Here is a 25,832-nt window from a genome sequence, read left to right on the forward strand (position 1 = left end):
CCGCGGAGCACTGGAGAGCAACAGGTCCTCGGTGTCCGCCGCTCCGCAACGCGCTGGAGGCCGAGCCGTACGTTCCTAGCGCACGTACGCGGGAGACACGGCCGCGGTGCTGATGCGCCGCGGCTTTCCCGTGCCGTCGGACGGAACCGTGTAGAGGTCGGCTCCGTAGTCGCCGGGGAGGGCGTAGACGAGGGTGTGGTCGTCGCTCCAGACCGCCTGGTCGTCGACGCTGCGGGACTCGGCGAGCGGTGTTTCGTGTTCGGTGCGCAGGTCGAGGACGTACAGGCGCCAAGGAGCGTCCTTGGAGAGGCCCTTGACGCGCTTCTTGAAGGCGACGCGGGTGCCGTCCGGGGAGAGGGACGGGCATTCGACGTTCGTGCGCAGGGTGGTGACGGTGCGGGTGCCCAGGTCGCCGCGGACCAGATGGGTCGTGCCGTGCGTGGCCATCGTGGCGTAGAACGTGCGGTCGTCGGCCGCGAAGGTCACGCCCCAGAAGTTGACGTCGGCCGCGTGGTAGGTTCTGCCGTCCTTCACCACCCGGTACGCCTCCAGGGACGGCGTCAGCTCCCCCGTGCGGGTGTCGACGATCGCCGCCCGCGTCGAGAAGTTCGTGCCCGCGTAGGAGTCGCCGCCCACGAACGCCGTCCACGCGGCGTACCGGCCGCTGGGCGAGACCCGGGCGCGGGACGGGATGCCGGGCACGTCGTAGCGGGCCGTCACGTGCAGACCGGCGTCGAGGATCACTGCCCGGTAGGTGTCCTGGACCGTTCCGCGCACCGCCTGAAGACACACTCCCGTGCCCGAAGCGGCGTAGAAGCGCAGGCACTTGACCTTGGACGCCGTGCGCGGGCCCGACGGGTCGGACGCCGGGACGGCCGTCAGCTCGTCGCGGTGCGGGCCCCACGCCATGTTGCGGAACACCAGCCGCCGGGAGTCGGTCAGGGAGACCCGCCCGGCAGTGATCCGCGGGCCGCCCGGCTGGGCCTGGTTCCTGCGCTCGGCGCGGGCCGAGGCGTGCAGCACGGAGGCGGTCGCGACGCCCGCCAGGACGACCAGGGCGCAGACCAGGACCAGGATGCGGGTTCGCAGCGTCATAGGAGGCCTTCTGAGGGGGTGCGGCGGGTGGCGGGGCGCAGGCTCAGCGAGAACAGGGCGCACAGGGCGAGTGCCACGGCCGACGCCGTGAGCGCCGTACGGTCGCCCCACGCCGTCCACGCCGCGCCGAAACCGAGCGAGCAGACGAAACGGGCCAGCGCCTGCCCCGTCTGGACCAGCGCGAGTCCGGACGACCGCAGCTCCTCCGGCACGCTGTCCGAGGCCGCGGCCATGAGCACGCCGTCCGTCGCCGCGTAGAAACCGCCGTGCAGGAGCAGGACGGCGTACGGCAGCGCCGCACCGTGCCAGGACGTGAGCAGCAGGGCGTACGCGAGGAGCAGGGCGCAGTGGCCGGCCAGGAACACCCGCCACCGGCCGACCCGGTCCGCGAGCCGGCCGAGCGGGACGGCCAGCAGCAGGAACGCGGCGGCCGTGCCGAGGGGCAGCAGCGCGAACCAGCGGTCCGGCACCCCGAGCCGCCGCTGGAGCAGCAGGAACATGAACGAGTCGCTGACCGTGGCGAGGCCGAGCAGGAGCGCGCAGAGCGCGATGCGGCGCAGCTCCGGGCGGCGGAGGAGAGCGAGGGCGGCACGCAGGGTGGGGCGCGGGGTGGGGCGCGGCGGGGCGGGCGCGGCGCCTTCGGCCGTCGTACGCAGGCTCTGGGAGCCGGGGGAGCCGGGGGAGCCGGGGGAGCCGGGGGAGCCGTGCGGGTCCTCGGCTTCGGTGTTCCGTGGTCCGGGTTCCCGGGTGTCCCCGGCCGTCGCGCGGGATTCCCGGGCGTCCCCGGACCCCGTACGGGTGCCAGGCGCGCCCGGCGCCTCCGCAGCGCCCGTGACCCGGGCACCCGAACCCCCCGGTACGAACAGCACCAGGACCAGTACACCCACCACGGCCACGCAGAAGCTCACCATGAAGACCGCGTCGTAGCCGTCGACGGTCGCCCGGAGGATCAGGAATGCGGCCAGCGGGCCCAGCAGGGCGCCCGCCGTGTCCATCGCGCGATGGACACCGAAGGCGCGGCCGCGGGTCTCCGGTGTGCTCGACAGGGAGATCAGGGCGTCGCGCGGGGCCGTGCGCAGGCCCTTGCCGGTGCGGTCGGCGGCGAGGACCAGGCCGATGGGGGTCAGGGTCTGTGCCACCAGGAGCAGTGGTTTGCAGGCCGCCGAGAGGGCGTATCCGGCACCCGCCACCCACTTGTGGCGGCCCCCGCCCCGGTCGGCGAGATGCCCCCCGACCAGGCGGACCAGCGCCGAGAAGCCGTTGTAGATCCCGTCGAGGAGCCCGAAGCCGAGGGGGGACAGACCGAGGCCCGCCACCAGGTACAGGGGCAGCACCGCCGTCACCATCTCCGAGGAGACGTCGGTGATCAGGCTGACCGTGCCGAGTGCCAGCACCGTGGGCGCGACCGCGGCACGGCGCCGCCCGGCTCGGGGCCGGGCGGCGCTTTCCGCGGACGCCGCCGGAGTCTCCGGTGTACTGGCGCGGCTGTCCGCTACGTACATGTCAGGACGTCCAGATGCCCGTGATGTCCTTGGCGGAGGCCGCGTTGCCGGCGTGCGTGAGGCCGTGCATGTCCTCCAGCGTGCGCAGCAGGTCGTAGTGGTTGTAGGTGGTGGTGGAGGAGGAACCCGCGGTCACCTGCTGGCCGTACAGCACCGTCGGGATCTTGTTGCCCGCGAGCCGGTTGTCCTCGTCGAAGGTGACGACGAGCAGGCTGTTGTGGGTCTTGGCCCACGTGGCGTAGGCGCCCAGGTTGTTCTTCAGCCAGGTGTCACCGGTGGCCACCGAGCAGTCGTGCATGTCGCTGCACAGGTTGGGGACGACGAAGGAGACCTGCGGAAGCGTCGTGTAGTCCGTCGGGAACTGGGTGAACGTCTTGGCGCTGGACGTCGGGACGTTGCTGAAGCCGAACCAGGGGTTGTGCTTGCGCGCGTACTTGCCGCTGCTGCACGTGGTCGAACCCTGGCTGGGAAGCGTCTCGTTGTAGCTGCCCCACGACTTGCCCGCGGCGATCAGCTCGGAGGCGAGGTTGGGGGCGGAGGAGAAGCCGGGCGTGTAGCAGCTGTCGTCGGTGATGCCCTGGGTGGAGCCGGAGAACAGGGCGAAGTAGTTGGGCTGGCTCGGGTGCGTCTCGGCGTACGACTGGGAGAGGTTGGCCCCGCCGGTCTTGAGCGAGTTGATGTACGGGGCGCTGGAGGAGCCGATCACCTGGCTGTACGCGTGGTTCTCGAAGACCACGACCACGACGTGGTCCGGGGTCGGGACCGCGGCCGCGGCGTGCGCGGACGACGAGCCGGCGAATCCGGTCCACAGCCCTACCGCGGCCGCGGTGAAGGCGAGGGCGGATGCCACGACGGCACGACTGCGGGTGTACACGTTTCTGCCGGACACTTCAGACCTCCGGTGGGGGGGAGAGGCGACGGTGGCGGTGCGGACAGAGCATGCGCACGCCAATATTCCCGCGGCCCACGCCCCTCAACCGGAGGGATGAAGAGCGGATGAACTTGCTGCCGTCAGCGATCGCGGGCCAGTTGGCCCAGCACCTGGTGCAGCGGCTCCGTCGCCCGCCGGCGGTACTCCTGGATCGCCCACCCGTTCCCGTCCGGGTCCGTGAAATACATGAAGGTGGCACCGTCCCGCGGGGCGAACGCGACCGGCTCGCTGACGTCGAGGCCGCGGCCGGTCAGTTCCTCGTACGCCGCCGCGGCGTCCTGCACGCACAGCTGCATCCCGTGGTATGTCCCCGGCTGCGGCGTCCCCGTCGGGACCTTGAGCCCGTCGACGAGCGCGATCGAACACCCGGACCCGGGCGGCGTCAGCTGCACGATCCGCACCCCTTCCATCACCTCCCCGTCCAGGTCGACATGGAAGCCGACCTTGTCCCGGTAGAACTCCTTGGCCCGGTCCACGTCGGAGACCGGCAGCAGGATCACTTCGAGGGTCATGTCCATGGCTTGACTCCCTTGTCGTACGGCTCATGGCTCTGTCCACAGAAGCCCAGACCGGCGCGGGGCGCCACCCTGGGGACCGGGGTTAGGCTCGCTTCGCACGACCTTGATCCGATGGTCCGTGGAGTCCGATCCGACGGGAGGCCGGGATGACGGCGCCGGGGCGCAGGAGCAGTACCTTCACGCGGCTGCTGCGACACGGCTTCACCGATCCGTCGGCGGCCGAGCGGCTCCTGGAGGGTCCCGAACTGGCACCCGTACGCTCCGACCCGGTCCTCCTGGACGCGCTGGGCGCCACCGCCGACCCGGACCTCGCACTGTTCGGACTCGTCCGGCTCGTCGAGGCACAGGACGGGGACCCCGCCCGGCGGGAGCTCCTCGACACACTGATCGCCGCCAAGCCGCTGCGGGACCGGCTGCTCGGCGTGCTCGGCGCCTCCGCCGCGCTCGGCGACCACCTCGCCCGGCACCCGGACGACTGGCAGACCCTCGTCACCTACGAGGCGCGGGACCTGCATCCCGGGGTCCAGGAGTTCGAGCGGGGGCTGGCGGACGCGACGGACCCCGTCTCGCTGCGGGTCGCCTACCGCCGCTGCCTGCTGTCCATCGCCGCGCGCGACGTGTGCGGCACCACCGACCTCGCCCAGACCGCCGCCGAACTCGCCGACCTCGCCACCGCGACCCTGCGCGCCGCGCTCGCCATCGCCGAGGCGGCCGCGCCCGACGACGCAGTCATGTGCCGGCTCGCGGTCGTCGCGATGGGCAAGTGCGGGGGACACGAACTGAATTACGTGTCCGACGTCGACGTGATCTTCGTAGGGGAGGGCGTCGAAGGGGGCGACGAGGGGAAGGCCGTGCAGGCGGCGACCCGGCTCGCCTCGCACATGATGCGGATCTGCTCCGAGACGACCGTCGAGGGCAGCATCTGGCCGGTCGACGCCAATCTGCGCCCCGAAGGCCGCAACGGTCCCCTGGTGCGCACGCTCAGCAGCCATCTCGCCTACTACCAGCGGTGGGCCAAGACCTGGGAGTTCCAGGCCCTGCTCAAGGCCCGCCCCGTGGCGGGGGACTTGGAGCTGGGCGAGAAGTACGTGGCCACCCTGGCCCCGCTGGTGTGGCAGGCCGCCGAGCGCGAGAACTTCGTCCCCGACGTGCAGAAGATGCGGCGCCGCGTCGTCGAGAACATCCCGGTCGCCGAGATCGAGCGGGAACTGAAGCTCGCCCCGGGAGGACTGCGGGACGTCGAATTCGCCGTACAACTCCTGCAGTTGGTGCACGGCCGGGCCGACACGTCCTTGCGCAGCGGTACGACGCTGGACGCCCTGAAGGCGCTTGCGGCGGGCGGATACGTGGGACGCGCCGACGCCGTACAACTCGACGACGCCTACCGCTTCCTGCGGACGATGGAACACCGTATCCAGCTCTTCCGGCTGCGGCGCACGCATCTGGTGCCGGAGAACGAGGCCGATCTGCGCCGGATCGGGCGGTCGCTCGGGCTGCGCGCCGACCCGGTCAAGGAACTGAACCGGGAATGGAAGCGGCACGCGGCCATGGTGCGGCGGCTGCACGAGAAGCTGTTCTACCGGCCGCTGCTCGACGCGGTGGCCCAACTGGCGCCTGTCGAGGCCCGGTTGAGCACGGGCGCGGCCCGGGAGCGGCTCATCGCCCTCGGGTACGCCGATCCGGCCGCCGCGCTGCGCCACCTGGAGGCGCTGGCCTCCGGGGTCACCCGCAAGGCCGCCATCCAACGGACCCTGCTCCCGGTGCTGTTGGGATGGTTCGCGGACTCCGCCGACCCCGACGCCGGCCTGCTCAACTTCCGCAAGGTGTCGGACGCGCTCGGCAAGACCCCCTGGTATCTGCGTCTGCTGAGGGACGAGGGCGCCGCCGCCGAGAACCTCGCGCGGGTGCTCTCGGCGGGGCGGCTCGCCCCGGACCTGCTGATGCGGGCGCCGGAGGCCGTGGCACTGCTGGGCGACGGGGAGAGCGGCGGCCTCGAACCGCGCGACCGTGCCCATCTGGAACAGGAGATCCTCGCCGCGGTGCGGCGGGCCGACGGCGGCGAGCAGGCGGTGACCGCCGCGCGCGGCGTGCGGCGGCGGGAGCTGTTCCGCACCGCCGCGACGGACATCGTCGCCTCGTACGGAACCGAGGAGACACCGGCCGTCGCCGATCAGGGGGCCCTGGTCGACCTGGTCGGCGGCGCGGTGTCCGATCTGACGGCGGCGACGCTGGCGGGAACGCTGCGGGCCGTGGTGCGGGACGGCTGGGGGGACACGCTCCCCACGCGGTTCGCGGTGATCGGGATGGGCCGCTTCGGGGGCCATGAGCTCGGCTACGGCTCCGACGCGGACGTGCTCTTCGTGCACGAGCCCCGGGAGGGTGTGGACGACCAGGAGGCGTCCCGGGCCGCGAACGCCGTGGTGTCCGAGATGCGGCGGATGCTGCTGCTCCCCAGCGCGGATCCGCCGCTGCTGATCGACGCGGATCTGCGGCCCGAGGGGAAGTCCGGGCCGCTGGTACGGACGCTGAACTCGTACGAGGCGTACTACCGGCGCTGGTCGCTGGTGTGGGAGTCGCAGGCGCTGCTGCGCGCGGAGGTCGTGGCGGGGGACGAGGAGCTGGGGAGCCGGTTCATCGAGCTGGTCGATCCGCTGCGGTATCCGGCGGAGGGGCTGGGTGAGGAGGCCGTGCGGGAGATCCGTCGGCTGAAGGCGCGAATGGAGTCGGAGCGGATGCCGCGCGGCGCCGACCCCACGCTGCACACCAAGCTCGGGCGCGGCGGGCTCTCCGACGTGGAGTGGACGGTTCAGCTGATCCAGCTCCAGCACGGCTGGGTCGAACCGGGCCTGCGGACGACCCGGACGCGGGAGGCGCTGGCCGCCGCCTGCGCTGCCGAGCTGCTGTCCACGGAGTACGCGGCCACGCTGGACGAGGCCTGGGTGCTGGCCACCCGCGTGCGGAACGCCGTGATGCTGGTACGGGGCCGGGCAGGCGACACCTTCCCCTCGGACGGGCGGGAGCTCGCCGCCGTGGGCCGCTACCTGGGGTACGACCCCGGACACGTCGGAGACATGCTCGACGACTACCGGCGCACCACCCGGCGGGCCCGGGCCGTGGTGGAGGAACTCTTCTACGGAGCCTGAGGGACGCCCCGAACAGTCACTGAACGTGACGGTTCGGGGCGACGGCCCGCCGTGGACGGTTCGGCCGGGACGGTCCGGTGGGGATCAGGCCTTCACCGGCAGTACCGGCGCCCCGCGTTTCCCCGGTACCCACTGCGGCAGCGTGTACGGCAGCGCCCCGTACCAGAGGCGCGCCACCAGGAACCCGAAGGCGAGGCAGAGCATGCCGCCCGCCGCGTCCAGCCAGAAGTGGTTGGCGGTGGCGACGATGACCACGAGGGTGGCGACCGGGTAGAGGATGCCGAGGATGCGGGCCCAGGGGGCCGAGGCCAGCGCGAAGACGGTCAGGCCGCACCACAGGGACCAGCCGATGTGCATGGACGGCATCGCGGCGTACTGGTTGGACATGTGTTTCAGGTCGCCGGAGGCCATCGAGCCCCAGGTCTCGTGGACCATGACCGTGTCGACGAAGGAGCCGCCGGTCATGAGGCGGGGTGGCGCGAGCGGGAAGAAGTAGTAGCCGACGAGGGCCACCGCCGTGGTCGCGAAGAGTACGAGCCGAGCAGCCGCATAGCGGCCGGGATGACAGCGGTACAGCCACACGAGAACACTCAGAGTCACCACGAAGTGCAGCGTCGCGTAGTAGTAGTTCATCCCGATGATCAGCCATGTCACCGAGTTCACGGCGTGATTGACCGACTCCTCGAAGGCGACACCGAGATGGTGCTCCGCCTGCCAGATCCAGTCGGCGTTGCGCAGCGCTTCGCGTCTCTGCTCCGGAACGGCGTTCCGGATCAGCGAATACGTCCAGTAACTCACGCCGATGAGCAGGATCTCGAACCAGAGGCGGGGGCGACGGGGGGCCCGCATGTGACGCAGGAGCCTGTTTCCCGTCTTCTCCTCCGCGACGGGCTGTGGAGTGGCCTGCTCCCGGCCTTCCAGTGTCGTCACGGTCGTCTCACCCATAGGCACAGAGTCTGCCAGAAAAGCCTTCCCCCACCGATCATCCCTTGGTCGGGTCCTGGTCGCATGTTCTACGCCCGGGGGAGGTCTACAGCCCCCGGGGGCTCCTTCTCAGGGACGATTCCGGTCCCCAGGGGCAGAAGCGGTCGAACCGCGCACCACCAGTTCCGGCATGAACACGAATTCGCTGTGCGGCGCGGGCGTCCCGCCGATCTCCTCCAGCAACGTGCGCACCGCGGCCTGTCCCATCGCGGGCACCGGCTTGCGGATCGTCGTGAGCGGCGGGTCGGTGAAGGCGATCAGCGGCGAATCGTCGAATCCCACGACCGAGATGTCCTTGGGGACCTCCAGGCCGCGCTGGCGTGCGGCCCGTATCGCACCGAGCGCCATCATGTCGCTGGCGCAGACGATCGCCGTGCAGCCACGGTCCATGAGGGCGCTCGCGGCGGCCTGTCCGCCCTCCAGCGTGTACAGCGAGTGCTGGATCAGTCGCTCCTCGACGTCGGCGGGGCCGAGGCCGAGCTGCTCCTGCATCGTGCGCACGAAGCCCTCGATCTTGCGCTGGACCGGCACGAACCGCTTGGGGCCGAGGGCCAGTCCGATGCTGGTGTGCCCGAGCGAGGCGAGGTGCGTGACCGCGAGAGCCATCGCCGCGCGGTCGTCCGGCGAGATGAACGGCGCCTGCACCTTGGGCGAAAAGCCGTCGACCAGGACGAACGGGACACCTTGACCGCGCAGTTGCTCGTAGCGCTGCATGTCCGCCGAGGTGTCGGCGTGCAGGCCCGAGACGAAGATGATGCCGGCGACACCGCGGTCGACCAGCATCTCGGTCAGCTCGTCCTCGGTGGAGCCGCCCGGAGTCTGGGTCGCGAGGACGGGGGTGTAGCCCTGGCGCGTCAGGGCCTGCCCGATGACCTGCGCGAGGGCAGGGAATATCGGGTTCTCCAGCTCGGGGGTTATGAGGCCCACCAGGCCCTCGCTGCGCTGTCGCAGACGCACCGGGCGCTCGTAGCCCAGTACGTCGAGCGCGGCCAGAACGGACTGGCGGGTGGTCGCGGCGACGCCCGGCTTCCCGTTCAGGACGCGGCTGACAGTCGCCTCACTGACCCCCGCCTGGGCTGCGATGTCGGCAAGCCGTGTGGTCACAGGATTGGACTGTACCGGTCGCATCTCACCCTGCCCACCAACCAGACGCCGTGTGCGGGCGGTTGCTCGGCCCGCTCCGGGCTGCTGCGTCATCGCGCTCCCTCGTGTTCTGGTCGGCTCGGCGTCGCGTGCGTGCGCCGCGGGAAAGGGGTGGCTCCTGCAAGGCGCTGACGGGCCGATGATCCCCGTATGTGACATCCATGGCAAGAGCTTGCAGAGTCTTGCACAGAGGCCCCCATGTCTGCTGAGCGGCCTGGTATCAGGGTTTCGGGGTGGACGCACAGAGGTCACGGGCACGTAACTCTCGACGGCTCTTGCACTTTTTTGCTGCAAGGTCTTTCGCGTCGCTTACAACGCTGTTACGTTCACGTCGCCCGGCGGACGCAACGGCGCAGTCGGCAAGTCGGCAAGGGGATCGGGCGGGACCGATTCACCACCTACTCGGGCTTTCACCCTCAAGGAGATCTCATGCGGCGTGGCATAGCGGCCACCGCGCTGGTGGCGTCCTTCGCCCTCGCGGCGACGGCCTGCGGCAGCAGTGACAGCGGCAGTGACAAGGCGGACGGCCCCACCACCATCACCTGGTGGGACACGTCCAACGCCACCAATGAGGCGCCGACGTACCAGGCCCTGGCCAAGGAATTCGAGAAGGCCAACCCCAGCATCAAGGTCAAGTACGTCAACGTGCCCTTCGACCAGGCGCAGAACAAGTTCGACACGGCCGCCGGTTCCAAGGGCGCCCCGGACGTCCTGCGTTCCGAGGTCGGCTGGACCCCGGCCTTCGCGAAGAAGGGCTTCTTCCTGCCGCTCGACGGCACCCCGGCCCTCGCGGACCAGGCGAAGTTCCAGCCCAACCTGATCGAGCAGGCCAAGTTCGACGGCAAGACGTACGGCGTGCCGTTCGTCACCGACACCCTCGCGCTCGTCTACAACAAGGCGCTGTACAAGAAGGCCGGCATCAGCGAGGCCCCGAAGACCTGGGCCGACCTGAAGACCGCCGCCGCCACGATCAAGAAGAAGACGGGCGTCGACGGCTACTGGGGCTCGACCCAGGCCTACTACGCGCAGTCCTTCCTCTACGGCGAGGGCACCAACACCGTCGACGCCGACGCCAAGAAGATCACGGTGAACTCGCCCGAGGCCAAGAAGGCGTTCGGCACCTGGCAGGGTCTGTTCTCCGGCAAGGGCCTGCACAAGGCGGACACCACCGCCGACGCGTACGCCCACATCCAGGACGCCTTCGTCAACGGCAAGGTCGCCTCGATCGTCCAGGGCCCGTGGGAGATCACCAACTTCTACAAGGGCTCGGCCTTCGCGGACAAGGCGAACCTCGGTATCGCCACCGTCCCGGCCGGCTCCACCGGCAAGGCGGGCGCCCCGACCGGCGGCCACAACCTCTCCGTGTACGCGGGTTCGGACAAGGCCCACCAGGAGGCCTCGCTGAAGTTCGTGAAGTTCATGACCTCCGCGAAGTCGCAGTCGACGATCGCGCTCAAGAACTCCACGCTGCCGACGCGTGACGACGCCTACACCGCCGAGGTCAAGGCCGACCCGGGCATCGCCGGCTACCAGGGCGTCCTCCCCGCCGCCCAGCCGCGCCCGGCGCTCCCCGAGTACGGCTCCCTGTGGGGCCCGCTCGACACCGAGCTGCCGAAGATCGCGGGTGGCAAGGAGTCCCTGGACAAGGGCCTGAGCAACGCCGAACTGGCGATCGCCAAGCTGGTCCCGGACTTCAGCAAGTGAGCCCGTGTGGCCGCCGGATCCCTCCCCTGTCCGACTTCGGTCGGGCCGGGGGGACCCCCGACAGTCGGGGGAACGGATCCGGCGGCCACCGGCTGTGTGCGCCCAACTCCTGATCTTGCAGAAGGTGTCGAACCATGACAGTCGCCATCGACCGAGCGACCGGCAAGCGCCGCGGTGACCGAGCACCGCGTCCCGGCCGGATGCAGCGTCTCAAGCACTCGTACCAGAAGTACTGGTATGCGTACGCGATGATCGCCCCGGTCGTCGTCGTACTCGGCGGATTGGTGCTCTATCCCCTGGTACGGGGCATCTATCTGACGTTCACGGACGCCAACAGCCTCAACTCGGCCCGCACGATCGGCGTCAACCACATCGACGCCACCTACAAGTTCATCGGGCTGGACAACTACAAGGACATCCTGTGGGGTCCGACGTCGTACGACCGTTTCTGGTCGCACTTCATCTGGACCATCGCCTGGACCGTCCTGTGTGTCGCCCTGCACTACTGCATCGGCCTGGGTCTGGCGCTGCTGCTCAACCAGAAGCTGCGCGGCCGGACGTTGTACCGGCTGATCCTGGTGCTGCCGTGGGCCGTGCCTACGTTCGTCACCGTCTTCGGCTGGCGCTTCATGCTCGCCGACGGCGGCATCATCAACTCGATGCTCGACGCGGTGCACATCCCGGCGCCTCTGTGGCTGGAGGACACCTTCTGGCAGCGGTTCGCCGCGATCATGGTCAACACCTGGTGCGGTGTGCCGTTCATGATGGTCTCGCTGCTCGGCGGACTGCAGTCCATCGACGCCACGCTGTACGAGGCCGCCGAGATGGACGGCGCGAACGCCTGGCAGCAGTTCCGCTACGTGACCCTGCCGGGCCTGCGGTCGGTCAGCTCCACCGTCGTGCTCCTCGGCATCATCTGGACCTTCAACCAGTTCGCGGTGATCTTCATCCTGTTCGGCAGCACCGCGCCGGACGCACAGATCCTCGTCACCTGGGCCTACTACCTCGGCTTCGGTCAGCAACCGCGCGACTTCGCGCAGTCCGCGGCCTACGGCATGCTGCTGCTGGCCATCCTGATCGTCTTCACCTCCTTCTACCGCCGCTGGCTGAACCGCAATGACCAGCAGCTCGCGATCTGAGGCAGGAGTCTCCATGAGCACCACCACACTTCAGACGCCTCCGGCCGACCAGACCTCCGTGCACGAGGAGGCGCCCCGGCCGGCACGCAAGCGCGGTCAGCGCGGCCTCGCCGGCTCGCTCGTCTCCCACGGCATCCTGATCGTCGCGAGCCTGGCCGCGCTGTTCCCGATCGGCTGGCTCGTCTTCCTGTCCCTCGGCCCGGACAAGGACGACTATCTGCACCCCGGACGCATCTGGGACAAGATGACGTTCGACAACTACTCCTTCGTGCTCCAGCACACGAACTTCTTCGAGTGGATGAAGAGTTCGCTCATCGTCTCGCTCGGCACCACGGTCGTCGGCGTGATGATCGCGGCCACCACCGGCTACGCGGTCTCGCGCATGCGCTTCCCCGGCTACAAGAAGTTCATGTGGGTCCTGCTGGTCACCCAGATGTTCCCGATCGCCGTTCTGATCGTGCCGATGTACCAGATCCTCTCGGACCTGCAGCTCATCGACTCCTACCTCGGCCTGATCGTCGTCTACTGCTCGACGGCGGTGCCCTACAGCGCCTGGCTGCTCAAGGGCTACTTCGACACCATTCCGTTCGAGATCGACGAGGCCGGACGCGTCGACGGGCTGAGCCCCTTCGGCACCTTCTTCCGGCTGATCCTGCCGCTCGCCAAGCCGGGCCTCGCGGTGGCCGCGTTCTACAATTTCATCACCGCGTTCGGTGAGGTCGCCTTCGCCTCGACGTTCATGCTGGACGACTCGAAGTACACCTTCGCCGTCGGACTCCAGACCTTCGTCAGCGAGCACGACTCGCAGCGCAATCTGGCGGCCGCGACGGCCGTGCTGATCGCGATACCCGTCTCCGCCTTCTTCTACCTGGTACAGAAGAACCTGGTGACCGGACTCACCGCGGGCGGCACGAAGGGCTGATCCGCAAGGACAGCCCCGTACGCCCAAGACTCCCGCGCGCTCCAAGCGCGCGGGTGGCGGCCGCGGTGCCCATCCGACCCCGCCGGTACCGCGGCCGCCTCATCCCCCCGCCCCGACGCCTTTCGCCCCGTGCTCCCGGCCTCGCGTGAGCAGGGGGTCGCCCCCACAGCCGAATTCCTCCCCACGTCCGACCGCGCTCGGACGCGGGGACCCTCATCGCATCAAGGACGCCATGAGCCAGCACTCCGCCGACCAGGCCCCGAACTCCGTTCTCGCCACCGTCGCCGCGCATCGCGACTGGTGGCGCGACGCGGTGATCTACCAGGTCTATCCGCGCAGCTTCGCCGACAGCAACGGCGACGGCATGGGCGACCTGGAGGGCGTACGTTCCCGACTCCCGTACCTGCGCGACCTCGGCGTGGACGCCGTGTGGCTCAGCCCCTTCTACGCCTCGCCGCAGGCCGACGCCGGCTACGACGTGGCGGACTACCGGGCCGTCGACCCCATGTTCGGCAATCTGCTGGACGCCGACGCGCTCATCCGCGACGCCCACGGGCTCGACCTGCGGATCATCGTCGACCTCGTGCCCAACCACTCCTCGGACCAGCACGAGTGGTTCAAGCGCGCGCTGCGCGAGGGCCCCGGCTCCTCGCTGCGCGACCGCTACCACTTCCGCCCCGGCAAGGGGAAGAACGGCGAGCTGCCGCCCAACGACTGGGAGTCCATCTTCGGCGGCCCGGCCTGGACCCGGGTCACCGAGCCGGACGGCACCCCGGGCGAGTGGTACCTGCACCTCTTCGCGCCCGAGCAGCCCGACTTCAACTGGGAACACCCGGCCGTGGGCGACGAGTTCCGCTCGATCCTGCGGTTCTGGCTGGACATGGGCGTCGACGGCTTCCGTATCGACGTCGCGCACGGCATGGTCAAGGCGGAGGGCCTGCCGGACCTCGGCGACCACGACCAGCTGAAACTGCTGGGCAACGATGTCATGCCGTTCTTCGACCAGGACGGCGTGCACGAGATCTACCGGCAGTGGCGCACGATCCTCGACGAGTACTCGGGCGAGCGCATCTTCGTCGCCGAGGCGTGGACGCCCACGATCGAGCGCACCGCCAACTACGTGCGCCCCGACGAGCTGCACCAGGCCTTCAACTTCCAGTACCTGGGCACCCACTGGGACGCCGCCGAGCTGCGCTCCGTGATCGACCGCACGCTCGACGCGATGCGGCCGGTCGGCGCCCCCTCCACCTGGGTGCTGTCCAACCACGACGTGACCCGGCACGCCACCCGGTTCGCCAACGAGGCCGGCCTCGGCACCCAGATCCGCACCGCGGGCAACCGCGCGCTGGGTCTGCGCCGGGCCCGCGCGGCGAGCCTGCTGATGCTGGCGCTGCCCGGCTCCGCCTACGTCTACCAGGGCGAGGAGCTCGGCCTGCCCGACGTCGTCGACCTGCCGGACGAGGTGCGCCAGGACCCCGCCTTCTTCCGGGGCGCCGGACAGGACGGTTTCCGCGACGGCTGCCGGGTGCCGATCCCGTGGACCCGCGCCGGTTCCTCGTACGGCTTCGGCGACGGAGGCAGCTGGCTGCCGCAGCCCGCCGAGTGGGCCGAGCTGAGCATCGAGGCGCAGACCGGCGTGGCGGGCTCCACCCTGGAGCTGTACCGCGACGCGCTCGCCGTCCGGCGCGAGCGGTCCGACCTGGGCGCGGGCGACAGCGTCAGCTGGCTCACGGCACCGGAGGGCGTCCTCGCCTTCCAGCGCGGTGAGTTCGTCTGCACCGCCAACACCGGGAGCGAGACCGTGACGGTCCCCGCGTACGGCCGGGTGCTCGTCGCCAGCGGCGAGGTGACCCTGTCGCAGGACGGCGAGGCGAAGCTGCCCGCCGACACGACCGTGTGGTGGGCCGTCTGACACACGCCTGAGCGGTGCTCCGGTCCTGACCACCGGGGCACCGCTCGTCCGACGGGCGGTCGACACACGCACGGAAAGCGGTGCTCCGGAACCTGACGGCCGGAGCACCGCTTCCGTGCGTGTGCCTACCTCCAGGTGTCGCTCACCCCGTACCCGGCGCCCGAGCCCGTGGTGTAGGCGCGATTGCTCCCGGACTCCCAGGTCACCGTGCCCGGTGGGCGCGCTGCGTCTTCGTGGATGCGGTAGGCCACCGCCCGGTTCGCCTCGACCCGGTCGCGCCACGCCTGGCCCCGGTGCGCGAACGACACCCGCGCGGTGAGGACGTAGCGGCCGTGCGCCCGTGTTGGCAAGGTGGGCGAGCGGGGCCGGGAGCCTGATGCTGACCTCGCCGTCGGGGCTGACCCGGATGGTCTCGTTGCCGTGCCGATTGCCGGACTCGCCGTCCGCCTGCAGGGAACCGGCGCGACGCCTCCCACCGTGCACGCCATTCCAGCTTCGTGAGCTGCGTCTGTTCCAGGTGGTGGCGGGTGTTCAGCAGCCGTTTTCCGCCCCGCACCACTCTCGCACCCGACCGGCCGCCCAGTCGGCCCGCGCCGGCTCCAGCCGGTCCTCCAGCACCCGCAGCCGACGCGTCTTGGCATGCCACTCCCGCCGATTCCGGTAACCACCGGGCCCCCGCTTGCTGCCCTTTTCTCCGAGGGGGAGCGACAGCCTGTGCCCGGATCGTGTTCATGCCGGCTTCGAGCTGCATCGGGGGTGCGGCTCCTCTCCGGATCCGGTCAGTACGGCCGCGGAGCGCGGGAGCTGACCCGTGTGGAGCGTGGGACCGCCGAAGGGGGCGCGTCAATAAGGGAGTTGGAAGTTCTTTCGACATCTTGCTGAAACTTGATTGCAAGCGGTACGTTCCGATCCCCCCACCCGCACGACGAAGTGCAGGAGTACACACACATGGCAAGGAAAACGCTTGCCGCCTCGTTCGCCCTCGTGGCGGGCCTGGCGGTCTCGGTGACCGTTCCCCCCGGTTCGGCGGCGGCCTCGCCGCCGGGCACCAAGGACGTCACCGCCGTGATGTTCGAGTGGAAATTCGACTCGGTCGCCAAGGAATGCACCAACACGCTGGGCCCCGCCGGATACGGCTACGTCCAGGTGTCCCCGCCCGCCGAGCACATACAGGGCTCGCAGTGGTGGACCTCGTACCAGCCCGTCAGCTACAAGATCGCCGGTCGGCTCGGTGACGCCACCGCCTTCAAGAACATGGTCACCACCTGCCACGCGGCCGGTGTGAAGGTCGTGACGGACACGGTCATCAACCACATGTCGGCCGGATCCGGCACCGGCACCGGCGGCTCTTCGTACACGAAGTACAACTACCCGGGCCTGTACTCGTCCGCCGACATGGACAACTGCACGTCCACCATCAGCGACTACACCAACCGGGCCAACGTCCAGAACTGTGAACTCGTCGGTCTCGCCGACCTGGACACCGGCGAGGACTACGTCCGCTCGGCCATCGCCGGATACATGAACACCCTGCTCGGCTACGGCGTCGACGGCTTCCGTATCGACGCGGCCAAGCACATGCCGGCTGCCGACCTCGCCAACATCAAGTCCCGGCTGAGCAATCCGTCGGTCTACTGGAAGCAGGAGGCCATCTACGGCGCGGGCGAGGCCGTCCAGCCCACCGAGTACACCGGCAACGGCGACGTCCAGGAGTTCCGCTACGCCTACGACCTCAAGCGCGTCTTCAACAACGAGAACCTCGCCTACCTGAAGAACTACGGCGAGGGCTGGGGCTACATGAGCAGCTCGGTCTCCGCCGTCTTCGTCGACAACCACGACACGGAGCGCAACGGCTCGACGCTCAACTACAAGGACGGGGCGAACTACACCCTCGCCAACGTCTTCATGCTGGCCTACCCCTACGGCGCCCCCGACATCAACTCCGGCTACGAGTGGTCCGACGCGGACGCCGGACCGCCCAACGGCGGTACCGTCAACGCCTGTTGGCAGGACGGCTGGAAGTGCCAGCACGCCTGGCCGGAGATCAAGTCGATGGTCGCCTTCCGCAACACCACCCGCGGGCAGTCCCTCACCAACTGGTGGGACAACGGCGGCGACGCCATCGCCTTCGGCCGCGGCAGCAAGGGCTTCGTGGCCATCAACCACGAGACCTCCGCGCTGAGCCGGACGTACAGCACCTCCCTCGCCGCGGGAACGTACTGCAACGTCCAGAACAACACGAGCATCACGGTGAACAGTTCAGGCCAGTTCACGGCGACGCTGGGTGCCAACACGGCACTCGCCATCTACACGGGCAAGTCCAGCTGCTGAAAAGTCTTTCCGCACGTTGCAAGACTCTTGCTGTAAACCTTGCGTGAGCGATACGGTCACGCGGGCGTTCGGCATCGTGGCCGAAACGCTGCGCGGGGTCGGACCCGAGTACGCCGTAATCGCTAGGAGTTCACAACTGTGGACCTGATACCGAGAGGGCCGGCGCGTCGTACAGGCCGCCCCAGGCTGCGCGCAGCCGTCCTCGCCGCCGCATTGGCCGTATCGCTTGCGCAACCCCTCGTGGCGCGGGCCCAGACCCCGCCCGCACCGCCGTCGGACGCGAAGCTCGCCGCCGAGCCGTCGCGACACGACTCCACCCGTGACCAGTTCTACTTCGTGATGCCGGACCGGTTCGCCAACGGCGACACGTCCAACGACGAGGGCGGACTGACCGGCTCCCGGCTGTCGACCGGCTACGACCCCACCGACAAGGGCTTCTACCAGGGCGGCGACCTCAAGGGCCTGACCAAGAGGCTCGACTACATCAAGGGCCTCGGCACCACCGCCATCTGGATGGCGCCGATCTTCAAGAACCAGCCCGTCCAGGGCACCGGCAAGGACGCCTCGGCCGCCTACCACGGCTACTGGATCACCGACTTCACCCGGGTCGACCCGCACTTCGGCACCAACAAGGACCTGGAGACGCTGATCTCCAAGGCCCACGCCAAGGGCATGAAGGTCTTCTTCGACGTCATCACCAACCACACGGCCGACGTCGTCGACTACGAGGAGAAGTCCTACAACTACCTCTCCAAGGGCGCCTTCCCCTATCTGACCAAGGACGGGAAGCCGTTCGACGACGCGGACTACGCGGACGGCACCCACGGATTCCCCTCCGTGGACGCCGACTCCTTCCCCCGTACGCCGACCGTTCCCGCCGCGAAGAAGAACGCCAAGGTCCCGTCGTGGCTCAACGACACGACGATGTACACCAACCGCGGCGACTCCACCTACGCCGGTGAGTCCACCACGTACGGAGACTTCTCCGGCCTCGACGACCTGTGGACCGAGCGTCCCGAGGTGGTCAGCGGCATGGAGAAGATCTACGAGAAGTGGGTCGAGGACTTCGGTATCGACGGCTTCCGGATCGACACCGTGAAGCACGTGAACATGGAGTTCTGGACGCAGTGGGCGACCGCCCTCGACGCGTACGCCGCCCGGCACGGGCGCAAGAACTTCTTCATGTTCGGCGAGGTCTACTCCGCCGACACGTCGATCACCTCGCCGTACGTCACCCAGGGCCGCCTCGACGCCACCCTCGACTTCCCCTTCCAGGACGCGGCCCGCTCGTACGCCTCGCAGGGCGGCAGCGCGCGGAAGCTGGCGTCCGTCTTCGGGGACGACTACAAGTACACGACCGACAAGGCCAACGCCTACGAGCAGGTCACCTTCCTCGGCAACCACGACATGGGCCGCATCGGGTACTTCCTGAACCAGGACAACCCCAAGGCGACCGACGCCCAGCTGCTGAAGAAGGACAAGCTGGCCAACGCGCTGATGTTCCTCAGCCGCGGCAACCCCGTCGTCTACTACGGCGACGAGCAGGGCTTCACCGGCTCCGGCGGCGACAAGGACGCCCGGCAGACGATGTTCGCCTCCAAGATCGCCGACTACCTCGACGACGACGAGATCGGCACCGACCGTACGCACGCGAGCGACGCGTACGACACGAGCGCACCGCTCTACAGCGAGATCAGCGCTCTCTCCAAGCTGCGCAAGGACAACCCGGCCCTCACGGACGGGGTCCAGACGGAGCGGTACGCAGCGGACGGCGCCGGTGTGTACGCCTTCTCCCGCACGGACGCGAAGACCGGCACCGAGTACGTCGTCGCCGTGAACAACGCCGACGACGCGAAGTCGGCCACGTTCGCGACAGGCTCGGCGAACATGGACTTCCGCGCCGTATACGGAACATCCGCCTCGGTGAAGAGCGACGCGGACAAGAAGGTCACCGTCACCGTCCCGGCCGGCTCGGCGATCGTCCTCAAGGCCGCGGGCCGGCTCGCCGCCCCCGCGTCCAGGCCCACGCTGACCCTGAAGGCCCCCGCCGCGGGTGCCACCGGCACCGTCGAACTGTCGGCGGACGATGGGGGCACCTCCCGCTCGAGCGAAGCCGAGAGTGGGGGAGGCGGACAGCTCGACCGCGTCGTTTTCGCGGCCCAGGTCGGCAACGGCACGTGGCGCACCCTCGGCTCCGCCGACCACGCCCCGTACAAGGTCACCCAGGCCATCGGCAAGGACGTACCCGCCGGAACCGCGCTGCGCTACAAGGCCGTCGTCATCGACTCGGCCGGACACACGGCGAGCGCGACGGCCGCCTCGACCACCGGCACCCCGCCCGCCGAGGAGATCCCGGCGGCCTCCTCGCGCGACTACGCGGTCGTCCACTACAAGCGCACCGACGGCGACTACACCGACTGGCGCCTGTACACCTGGGGCGACATCGCCGACGGCGAGTCCACCACCTGGCCGGCCGGCCACGACTTCATCGGCCGGGACGCCTACGGCGCCTTCGCCTACGTGAAGCTGAAGCCCGGAGCCTCCGGTGTGGGCTTCCTGGTCATCGACAAGGACGGCAACAAGGACGTCTCCGCCGACCGCACCATCGACGTCACCAAGACCGGCGAGGTCTGGGTCGAGCAGGGCAAGGAGACCGTCCTCACCGAGCGGCCCGACCTGCCCGCCCAGGACAAGACCAAGGCCGTCCTCCACTACCACCGCGCCGACGGCGACTACACCGGCTGGGGTCTGCACACCTGGACCGGGGCCGCGACGCCCACGGACTGGACGAAGCCCCTGGAGCCGGTACGGACCGACGCCTACGGCGCCGTCTACGAGGTGCCGCTCGCCGAGGGTGCCACCAGCCTCAGCTACATCCTCCACAAGGGCGACGACAAGGACCTGCCCACCGACCAGTCGCTGGACCTGACGGCCAACGGCCACGAGGTGTGGCTGCTGAACGGCCAGGAGACCTACCTGCTGCCGCAGCCCGCGGGCAGCGCGGCCGCCCTCGACCTGACCACCTCCAAGGCGGTCTGGATCGACCGGAACACGGTCGCCTGGAACGGCTCCGACGCCGCCGTGTCCACCCAGCTCCTCTCCTCCCGCGACGGCTCGATCGCCGTCAAGGACGGAACCCTGACCAGCGACGACGAGCGCTGGCTGCGACTGGACAAGACCACCCTCACCGACGCGCAGAAGGCGAAGTTCCCGCACCTGAAGGCGTACACCGCCTGGTCCGTCGACCCGCGCGACCGCGACCGGGTGCGCTCGGCGCTCGGCGGTCAGCTCGTCGCCTCGCAACGGGCCGCGAACGGCGCCGTGCTCGCGGCCACCGGCGTCCAGATCGCCGGCGCCCTCGACGATCTGTACGACGCGAAGAGCGCGCGGCTCGGGCCGGTCTTCCACCACGGCGTTCCCACCCTGTCCGTGTGGGCCCCGACCGCGCAGTCGGTGAGCCTCGACCTCGACGGCTCCACCGTCGCCATGAAGCGCGACAGCGCCACCGGCGTCTGGTCCGTCACCGGCAAGAAGTCCTGGACGGGCAAGCCCTACCGCTACGTCGTGAAGGTGTGGGCTCCGACCGTCCGGAAGATCGTCACCAACAAGGTGACCGACCCGTACTCGGTGGCCCTGACCACCGACTCGGAGCGCAGCCTGGTCGTCGACCTGGACGCCAAGTCCCTCGCCCCGTCCGGCTGGTCCTCGCTCAAGAAGCCCAAGGCCGTGCCGCTGAACGACGCGCAGATCCAGGAACTGCACATCCGGGACTTCTCGGTGGCGGACAAGACCGTCCCCGCGAAGGACAAGGGCACCTACCTCGCCTTCACCGACAAGAACAGCGACGGCTCGAAGCACCTGAGGAAGCTGGCCGCGTCCGGCACCTCGTACGTGCACCTGCTGCCCGCGTTCGACATCGCCACCATCCCCGAGAAGAAGGCCGACCAGCAGAGCACCGACTGCGATCTCGCCTCCTACGCCGCCGACTCCCAGAAGCAGCAGGAGTGCGTGGCGAAGACCGCCGCCAAGGACGCCTACAACTGGGGCTACGACCCGTACCACTACACGGTCCCCGAGGGGTCCTACGCCACGGACCCCGACGGCACCCGGCGCACGGTCGAGTTCCGCGACATGGTCAAGTCCCTGAACGAGGACGGCCTGCGGGTCGTCATGGACGTGGTGTACAACCACACCGCCGCCAGCGGCCAGGCCGACACCAGCGTCCTCGACCGGATCGTCCCCGGCTACTACCAGCGGCTCCTCGCCGACGGCAGTGTCGCCAACTCCAGCTGCTGCTCCAACACGGCCACCGAGAACGCCATGATGGGCAAGCTGGTCGTCGACTCGATCGTGACCTGGGCCAAGGAGTACAAGGTCGACGGCTTCCGCTTCGACCTCATGGGACACCACCCCAAGGCCAACATCCTCGCGGTCAGGAAGGCCCTCGACGCGCTCACCCTCGCGAAGGACGGCGTCGACGGCAAGAAGATCATCCTGTACGGCGAGGGCTGGAACTTCGGCGAGATCGCCGACGACGCCCGGTTCGTCCAGGCCACCCAGAAGAACATGGCCGGAACCGGGATCGCGACCTTCTCCGACCGGGCCCGTGACGCCGTCCGCGGCGGCGGCCCCTTCGACTCCGACCCCGGCATCCAGGGCTTCGCCTCGGGCCTGTACACCGACCCCAACTCCTCGACCGCCAACGGCACTTCGGCCGAGCAGAAGGCCCGGCTGCTGCACTACCAGGACCTCATCAAGGTCGGCCTGACCGGCAACCTGGCCGGGTTCCGCTTCACCGACTCCGCGGGCAAGGACGTCAAGGGCTCCGAGGTCGACTACAACGGCCAGCCGGCCGGCTACGCGGACGCGCCCGGCGACGCGCTCGCCTACGCCGACGCCCACGACAACGAGTCGCTGTACGACGCGCTGACGTACAAACTGCCCGCGACGACCGGCGCGGCGGACCGGGCCCGGATGCAGGTCCTGGCGATGGCGACGGCCACCCTCTCGCAGGGACCGTCCCTCTCCCAGGCCGGCTCCGACCTGCTGCGCTCCAAGTCCCTGGACCGCAACTCCTTCGACAGCGGTGACTGGTTCAACGCCATCCACTGGAACTGCCAGGACGGCAACGGATTCGGGCGCGGGCTGCCGCCGGCCGCCGACAACGCCTCCAAGTGGCCTTACGCCACACCGCTGTTGACGACCGTCAAGGTGGGCTGCGGCCAGATCGACGGCACCTCGGCCGCGTACCAGGACCTGCAACGGATCCGTACGGGCGAGAACGTCTTCTCGCTCTCCACGGCCGGCCAGGTGCAGTCGAAGCTCTCCTTCCCGCTGTCGGGGAAGGACGAGACCCCCGGGGTGATCACCCTGCGCCTCGGCGATCTCGTGATCGTCTTCAACGCGACCCCCGAGAAGCAGGAGCAGACCGTCGGCTCCCTGGCCGGGACGGCGTACACGCTGCACCCGGTGCAGGCGTCGGGCGCGGACTCTATCGTCAAGTCCTCGTCCTACGCCGAGAAATCGGGCACCTTCGCCGTTCCGGGTCGTACGGTGGCGGTTTTCACCCGAACCCCGTGACAGCGGGCTAGCTTGGTGGGGGCGGAACCGGACACCCGGAGCAAGAGCCGGGGACCGGCGCCGCCCCCACCAGCATCCGTGCCCCGAGAGACTGTTCCCATGGACGGTGACGACACGACGTCCACCGGCCTCACGGTGGACGCCACGTCCACCGTGCTGGTCGTGGACGACACGGCGACGGGCCGCTACGCGCTCGGCGCCGTGCTCAGCCGCGCCGGGCACAGCGTCGTTCCGGTGGCCAGCGCCGCCGAGGCGCTCCTCGAACTCGACGTACGGCTGCGAGCGGGGGTCCTGCCCGACGTGGCCCTGGTGGACGTGGGGCTGCCGGACATGAACGGGTTCGAGCTGTGCCGCAGGCTCAAGTCGCGGCCCTCGACGGCCGCCCTGCCCGTCGTGCACTTCTCCGCCGTCTCGGACGGACCCGCCTACCGCTGCCTGGGCCTGGACGCGGGCGGTGACGCCTACCTCTCGGTCCCCGCCGAACCCCGGGAGATCCAGGCCGTCGTGGGCGCCGCGGTGCGCGGCGCCCGGATGCGTGCCGACGCCGAGACGCTCGTACGCCGGCTGACGCTGCTGTCCGAGACGATCGTCGACGTCCAGGCCGCGCGCTGCCCCGCCGAACTCGCCGACGCCGCCGCCGAGGGCACCGCCCGGCTCACCGGCACCCAGGCCGCCGTGTTCGTGCTCGCCGAGGACGGTGAGCTGTACCGGGGACTGTCCCGGAGCAGGGCGCGGGCGGCGCTGCCGGACTCCGGCGCGCACGAGGCCGTGGCCCGGCTGATCGGCTCCGCCGTGGCCGGACACGGCGGGGTGCGCGGCACGGTCGTACCCGCCCCCCTGTGGCCTGCCGGTTTCTTCCGGCCCGGCGAGGTCGAGGACGCCCGGCTCGTCCTCGCCCGCACCCCCGACGGCACGGCACTCGTCTGCCTCGCCACGCCCGCGCGCACCGGCCGCGAGAGGGCACCGGAGACCGCCGGTGTGGTGACCCGGCTCGCCCAGGCCACCGCCCTGGCCGCCGAGCCGCTGCTCAGGTACCAGGTCGAGCGCCATGTCGCGCTGACCCTGCAACACAGCTTCCTGCCGCAGGAACTGCCCGCGATGCCGGGCGTCGACATCGTCGTCCGCTACGTCCCCGCCTCCCGGCAGACCGAGATCGGCGGCGACTTCTACGCGGCGCTGCCCACCTCCCACGGCGTACTGACCGCCGTCGGCGACGTCGTCGGGCACTCGCTGGAGGCGGCCACCGTGATGGTCGAGATCCGGCACGCGCTGCGCGCCTACTGCGTGGAGGACCCAGACCCGGGCGTTCTGGCCGCGCGGCTCGACCGGATGCTCCAGCGCTACCACCCCGATGTCACCGCCACCGTCTGTCTGGTGCTGGTCGACCCGGTGAGCGGGCGGGCCAGGATCGCCAACGCCGGGCACCTGCCTCCGCTCCTCGTCGGCGACGACGGCACCGCCGACTACCTCAAGGTCCGGGGCCCGCTGCTCGGCCTCGGCCTGGACCGCCCGCCGCCCACCGAGGCCGTGCTGATGCCCACGGACCGGCTCCTCATGGTCACCGACGGACTCATCGAGACCCGCGGCACCGACCTGGAGGTCTCCCTGGAGCAGTTGCGCCGCGCCGCTGCCGCCGCCCCACGGGGCACCGGGGCGCTCTGCGACGCCCTCCTCGGCTGCTTCGGCCACGACAGGGAGGACGACATCGCGCTGCTGGCGCTGCGGCTAGGGTGATCGGGACTGTCCCTGGAACAGGAGTGCTCATGCCGCAGATCACCGTCGACTACTCCGCGCCGCTCGAAAGCGCCTTCGACCGGAGCGGGTTCGCCCTGGCGCTGCACGCGGAGGTGGTCGAGACGGCCGCCGCGAAGATCGGCGCGTGCAAGACACAGTTCCGCCGGACCGAGGACACCGTCGTCGGCGCGGACACCGGCGGACACGCCGTCGTCCATGTCACCCTCGGTCTGCTCGCCGGGCGGACCGACGCGGTCAAGGTGAAACTGACCGAGGCCGTGCTGGAACTGCTCAAGACCCATGTGAAGCCGGCTGAGGGACTGGAGCTGCACGCCTCGGCCGAGGTGCGCGACCTGGACCCGTCGTACCGCAAGTTCGAGGCATAGCCCCCGGGCTCCGGGACGCACCCGGGACCCGTACAGGTCAGGACCCCGAACCCGTTCCTACGGCGCGGGCGGCGAGGCGAGCGCGAGCAGCCGGACGACGAGATCGCTGAACGGTCCGTCGCCCGGCTCGTCCCGAAGCCCCTTGCGCAGCAGCTCGGCCAACTCCGCGTCGTAGGCGGCGCTCACCGCCGCCAGGGCCGCGAAGTCGTGCACGAGCTGCACCTCCAGCTCACCGCGCGGAATCCGCCGCCCGTCCAGCCAGATCAGCGCGGTCGACTCGACGAGCGAGATCCAGGAGCGGATCACCAGTTCCAGCCGGGCGGGCGGGTTCTCGACATCCAGATGCGACAGGATCTGGAGATACGCGGCCTGCCGCACGGCGTCGACGAGGGCGTTGGTGGTGGACGAGCCGACCGCCGGACCTCCCCGCATCAACGCGGCGAAACCGGGCCCGTGATCGTCCACGAAGTCGAAGAACCGGCGCATCACCCGCAGCAGCCGCGTCCCCAGCGGCCCCTCGCGGGACTCCACGAACCGGCCCGCGAGATCGTCGGCGGCCCGCTGCAACGCGGCCTCGTACAAGCTGAGTTTGCCCGGAAAATAGTGGTACACGAGCGGTCGCGAGATGCCCGCGGTCGAGGCTATCTCGTCGATGGAGACCTCGTCGGGCGAGCGTCGGCTGAACAGGTCGAGGGCGACGCCGATCAGCTGCTGCCGTCGCTCCTCGACACCCATCCTGCGGCGTACCCCGGTTGTCATGCGAACACCTTACCGACCGGATCCGGCCCGGAACGGGCAGGTCCGGGCC

The 25,832-nt window shown here is 69.8% G+C and carries 16 protein-coding genes and 1 pseudogene; 9 read left to right on the plus strand and 8 right to left on the minus strand.

Annotated elements, in window-relative coordinates:
* Positions 1 to 75: 75 nt before the first annotated feature.
* From ABZX90_RS24540 to ABZX90_RS24555, 4 genes are all read right to left on the minus strand, one after another.
* Positions 76 to 1,095 carry a TolB-like translocation protein gene (locus tag ABZX90_RS24540; RefSeq protein WP_355207988.1) on the minus strand — a complete coding sequence of 340 codons (1,020 nt, stop codon included), beginning with the start codon at positions 1,093 to 1,095 and terminating at the stop codon, positions 76 to 78.
* Positions 1,092 to 2,597 (minus strand): MFS transporter, encoded by a 1,506-nt coding sequence (locus ABZX90_RS24545; RefSeq protein ID WP_355207991.1) that lies wholly within the window; start codon positions 2,595 to 2,597, stop codon positions 1,092 to 1,094. The genes ABZX90_RS24540 and ABZX90_RS24545 overlap by 4 nt, the downstream gene beginning before the upstream one ends.
* A gap of 1 nt (position 2,598) precedes the next feature.
* Positions 2,599 to 3,486 carry an alkaline phosphatase family protein gene (locus tag ABZX90_RS24550; RefSeq protein ID WP_351122074.1) on the minus strand — a complete coding sequence of 296 codons (888 nt, stop codon included), beginning with the start codon at positions 3,484 to 3,486 and terminating at the stop codon, positions 2,599 to 2,601.
* Positions 3,487 to 3,608: 122 nt separating this feature from the next.
* Positions 3,609 to 4,046 (minus strand): VOC family protein, encoded by a 438-nt coding sequence (locus ABZX90_RS24555; protein ID WP_351122077.1) that lies wholly within the window; start codon positions 4,044 to 4,046, stop codon positions 3,609 to 3,611.
* Between the two features lie 146 nt (positions 4,047 to 4,192).
* Here ABZX90_RS24555 and ABZX90_RS24560 point away from each other — a divergent pair, with 146 nt between their 5' ends.
* Positions 4,193 to 7,189: a bifunctional [glutamine synthetase] adenylyltransferase/[glutamine synthetase]-adenylyl-L-tyrosine phosphorylase gene (locus ABZX90_RS24560; protein ID WP_355207994.1), complete on the plus strand. Its 2,997-nt coding sequence runs from the start codon at positions 4,193 to 4,195 to the stop codon at positions 7,187 to 7,189.
* 84 nt (positions 7,190 to 7,273) lie between these two features.
* Here ABZX90_RS24560 and ABZX90_RS24565 read toward each other — a convergent pair whose 3' ends face one another.
* Entirely contained in the window at positions 7,274 to 8,134 is an 861-nt protein-coding gene (locus ABZX90_RS24565; protein ID WP_355207997.1) for a phosphatase PAP2 family protein, read from the minus strand.
* A 108-nt stretch (positions 8,135 to 8,242) separates the two neighbouring features.
* The gene (locus tag ABZX90_RS24570; RefSeq protein WP_351122085.1) at positions 8,243 to 9,277 is read right to left on the minus strand and encodes a LacI family DNA-binding transcriptional regulator; all 1,035 of its coding nucleotides are present in this window, start codon (positions 9,275 to 9,277) and stop codon (positions 8,243 to 8,245) included.
* A 468-nt stretch (positions 9,278 to 9,745) separates the two neighbouring features.
* On the opposite strand from ABZX90_RS24570, the gene ABZX90_RS24575 reads away from it, so the two are divergent.
* The 4 genes from ABZX90_RS24575 to ABZX90_RS24590 all read left to right on the plus strand — a co-directional run bounded on the left by ABZX90_RS24575 (position 9,746) and on the right by ABZX90_RS24590 (position 14,993).
* Complete coding sequence (locus tag ABZX90_RS24575) at positions 9,746 to 11,020, plus strand: extracellular solute-binding protein (RefSeq protein ID WP_351122088.1); 1,275 nt, start codon at positions 9,746 to 9,748, stop codon at positions 11,018 to 11,020.
* A gap of 134 nt (positions 11,021 to 11,154) precedes the next feature.
* On the plus strand, positions 11,155 to 12,159 hold the full coding sequence (locus tag ABZX90_RS24580) for a sugar ABC transporter permease (RefSeq protein ID WP_351122090.1): 1,005 nt from the start codon (positions 11,155 to 11,157) through the stop codon (positions 12,157 to 12,159).
* A gap of 13 nt (positions 12,160 to 12,172) precedes the next feature.
* A complete protein-coding gene (locus ABZX90_RS24585) occupies positions 12,173 to 13,081 on the plus strand; it encodes an ABC transporter permease subunit (protein ID WP_355208002.1) in 909 nt (302 codons plus the stop codon).
* Positions 13,082 to 13,313: 232 nt separating this feature from the next.
* On the plus strand, positions 13,314 to 14,993 hold the full coding sequence (locus ABZX90_RS24590) for a glycoside hydrolase family 13 protein (protein ID WP_351122093.1): 1,680 nt from the start codon (positions 13,314 to 13,316) through the stop codon (positions 14,991 to 14,993).
* A gap of 227 nt (positions 14,994 to 15,220) precedes the next feature.
* On the opposite strand, the pseudogene ABZX90_RS24595 reads toward ABZX90_RS24590, so the two are convergent.
* Positions 15,221 to 15,768, minus strand: a pseudogene (locus ABZX90_RS24595) (hypothetical protein); the annotation flags it as partial.
* Between the two features lie 173 nt (positions 15,769 to 15,941).
* On the opposite strand from ABZX90_RS24595, the gene ABZX90_RS24600 reads away from it, so the two are divergent.
* The 4 genes from ABZX90_RS24600 (at position 15,942) to ABZX90_RS24615 (ending at position 25,024) form a co-directional block, all read left to right on the plus strand.
* Positions 15,942 to 17,324: an alpha-amylase family protein gene (locus tag ABZX90_RS24600; RefSeq protein WP_355208005.1), complete on the plus strand. Its 1,383-nt coding sequence runs from the start codon at positions 15,942 to 15,944 to the stop codon at positions 17,322 to 17,324.
* Positions 17,325 to 17,468: 144 nt separating this feature from the next.
* Complete coding sequence (gene pulA / locus ABZX90_RS24605) at positions 17,469 to 22,904, plus strand: pullulanase-type alpha-1,6-glucosidase (RefSeq protein ID WP_355208113.1); 5,436 nt, start codon at positions 17,469 to 17,471, stop codon at positions 22,902 to 22,904.
* A 99-nt stretch (positions 22,905 to 23,003) separates the two neighbouring features.
* Positions 23,004 to 24,638, plus strand: coding sequence for a SpoIIE family protein phosphatase (locus tag ABZX90_RS24610; protein ID WP_355208008.1), 1,635 nt, complete (start codon positions 23,004 to 23,006; stop codon positions 24,636 to 24,638).
* Between the two features lie 29 nt (positions 24,639 to 24,667).
* Positions 24,668 to 25,024 (plus strand): 5-carboxymethyl-2-hydroxymuconate Delta-isomerase, encoded by a 357-nt coding sequence (locus tag ABZX90_RS24615; RefSeq protein ID WP_351122099.1) that lies wholly within the window; start codon positions 24,668 to 24,670, stop codon positions 25,022 to 25,024.
* Positions 25,025 to 25,081: 57 nt separating this feature from the next.
* On the opposite strand, the gene ABZX90_RS24620 is transcribed toward ABZX90_RS24615, so the two are convergent.
* On the minus strand, positions 25,082 to 25,783 hold the full coding sequence (locus ABZX90_RS24620; protein ID WP_355208012.1) for a TetR/AcrR family transcriptional regulator: 702 nt from the start codon (positions 25,781 to 25,783) through the stop codon (positions 25,082 to 25,084).
* Between the last annotated feature and the right edge of the window lie 49 nt (positions 25,784 to 25,832).

This window comes from Streptomyces sp. NPDC002935 (assembly GCF_040611295.1).
GTDB lineage: Bacteria > Actinomycetota > Actinomycetes > Streptomycetales > Streptomycetaceae > Streptomyces.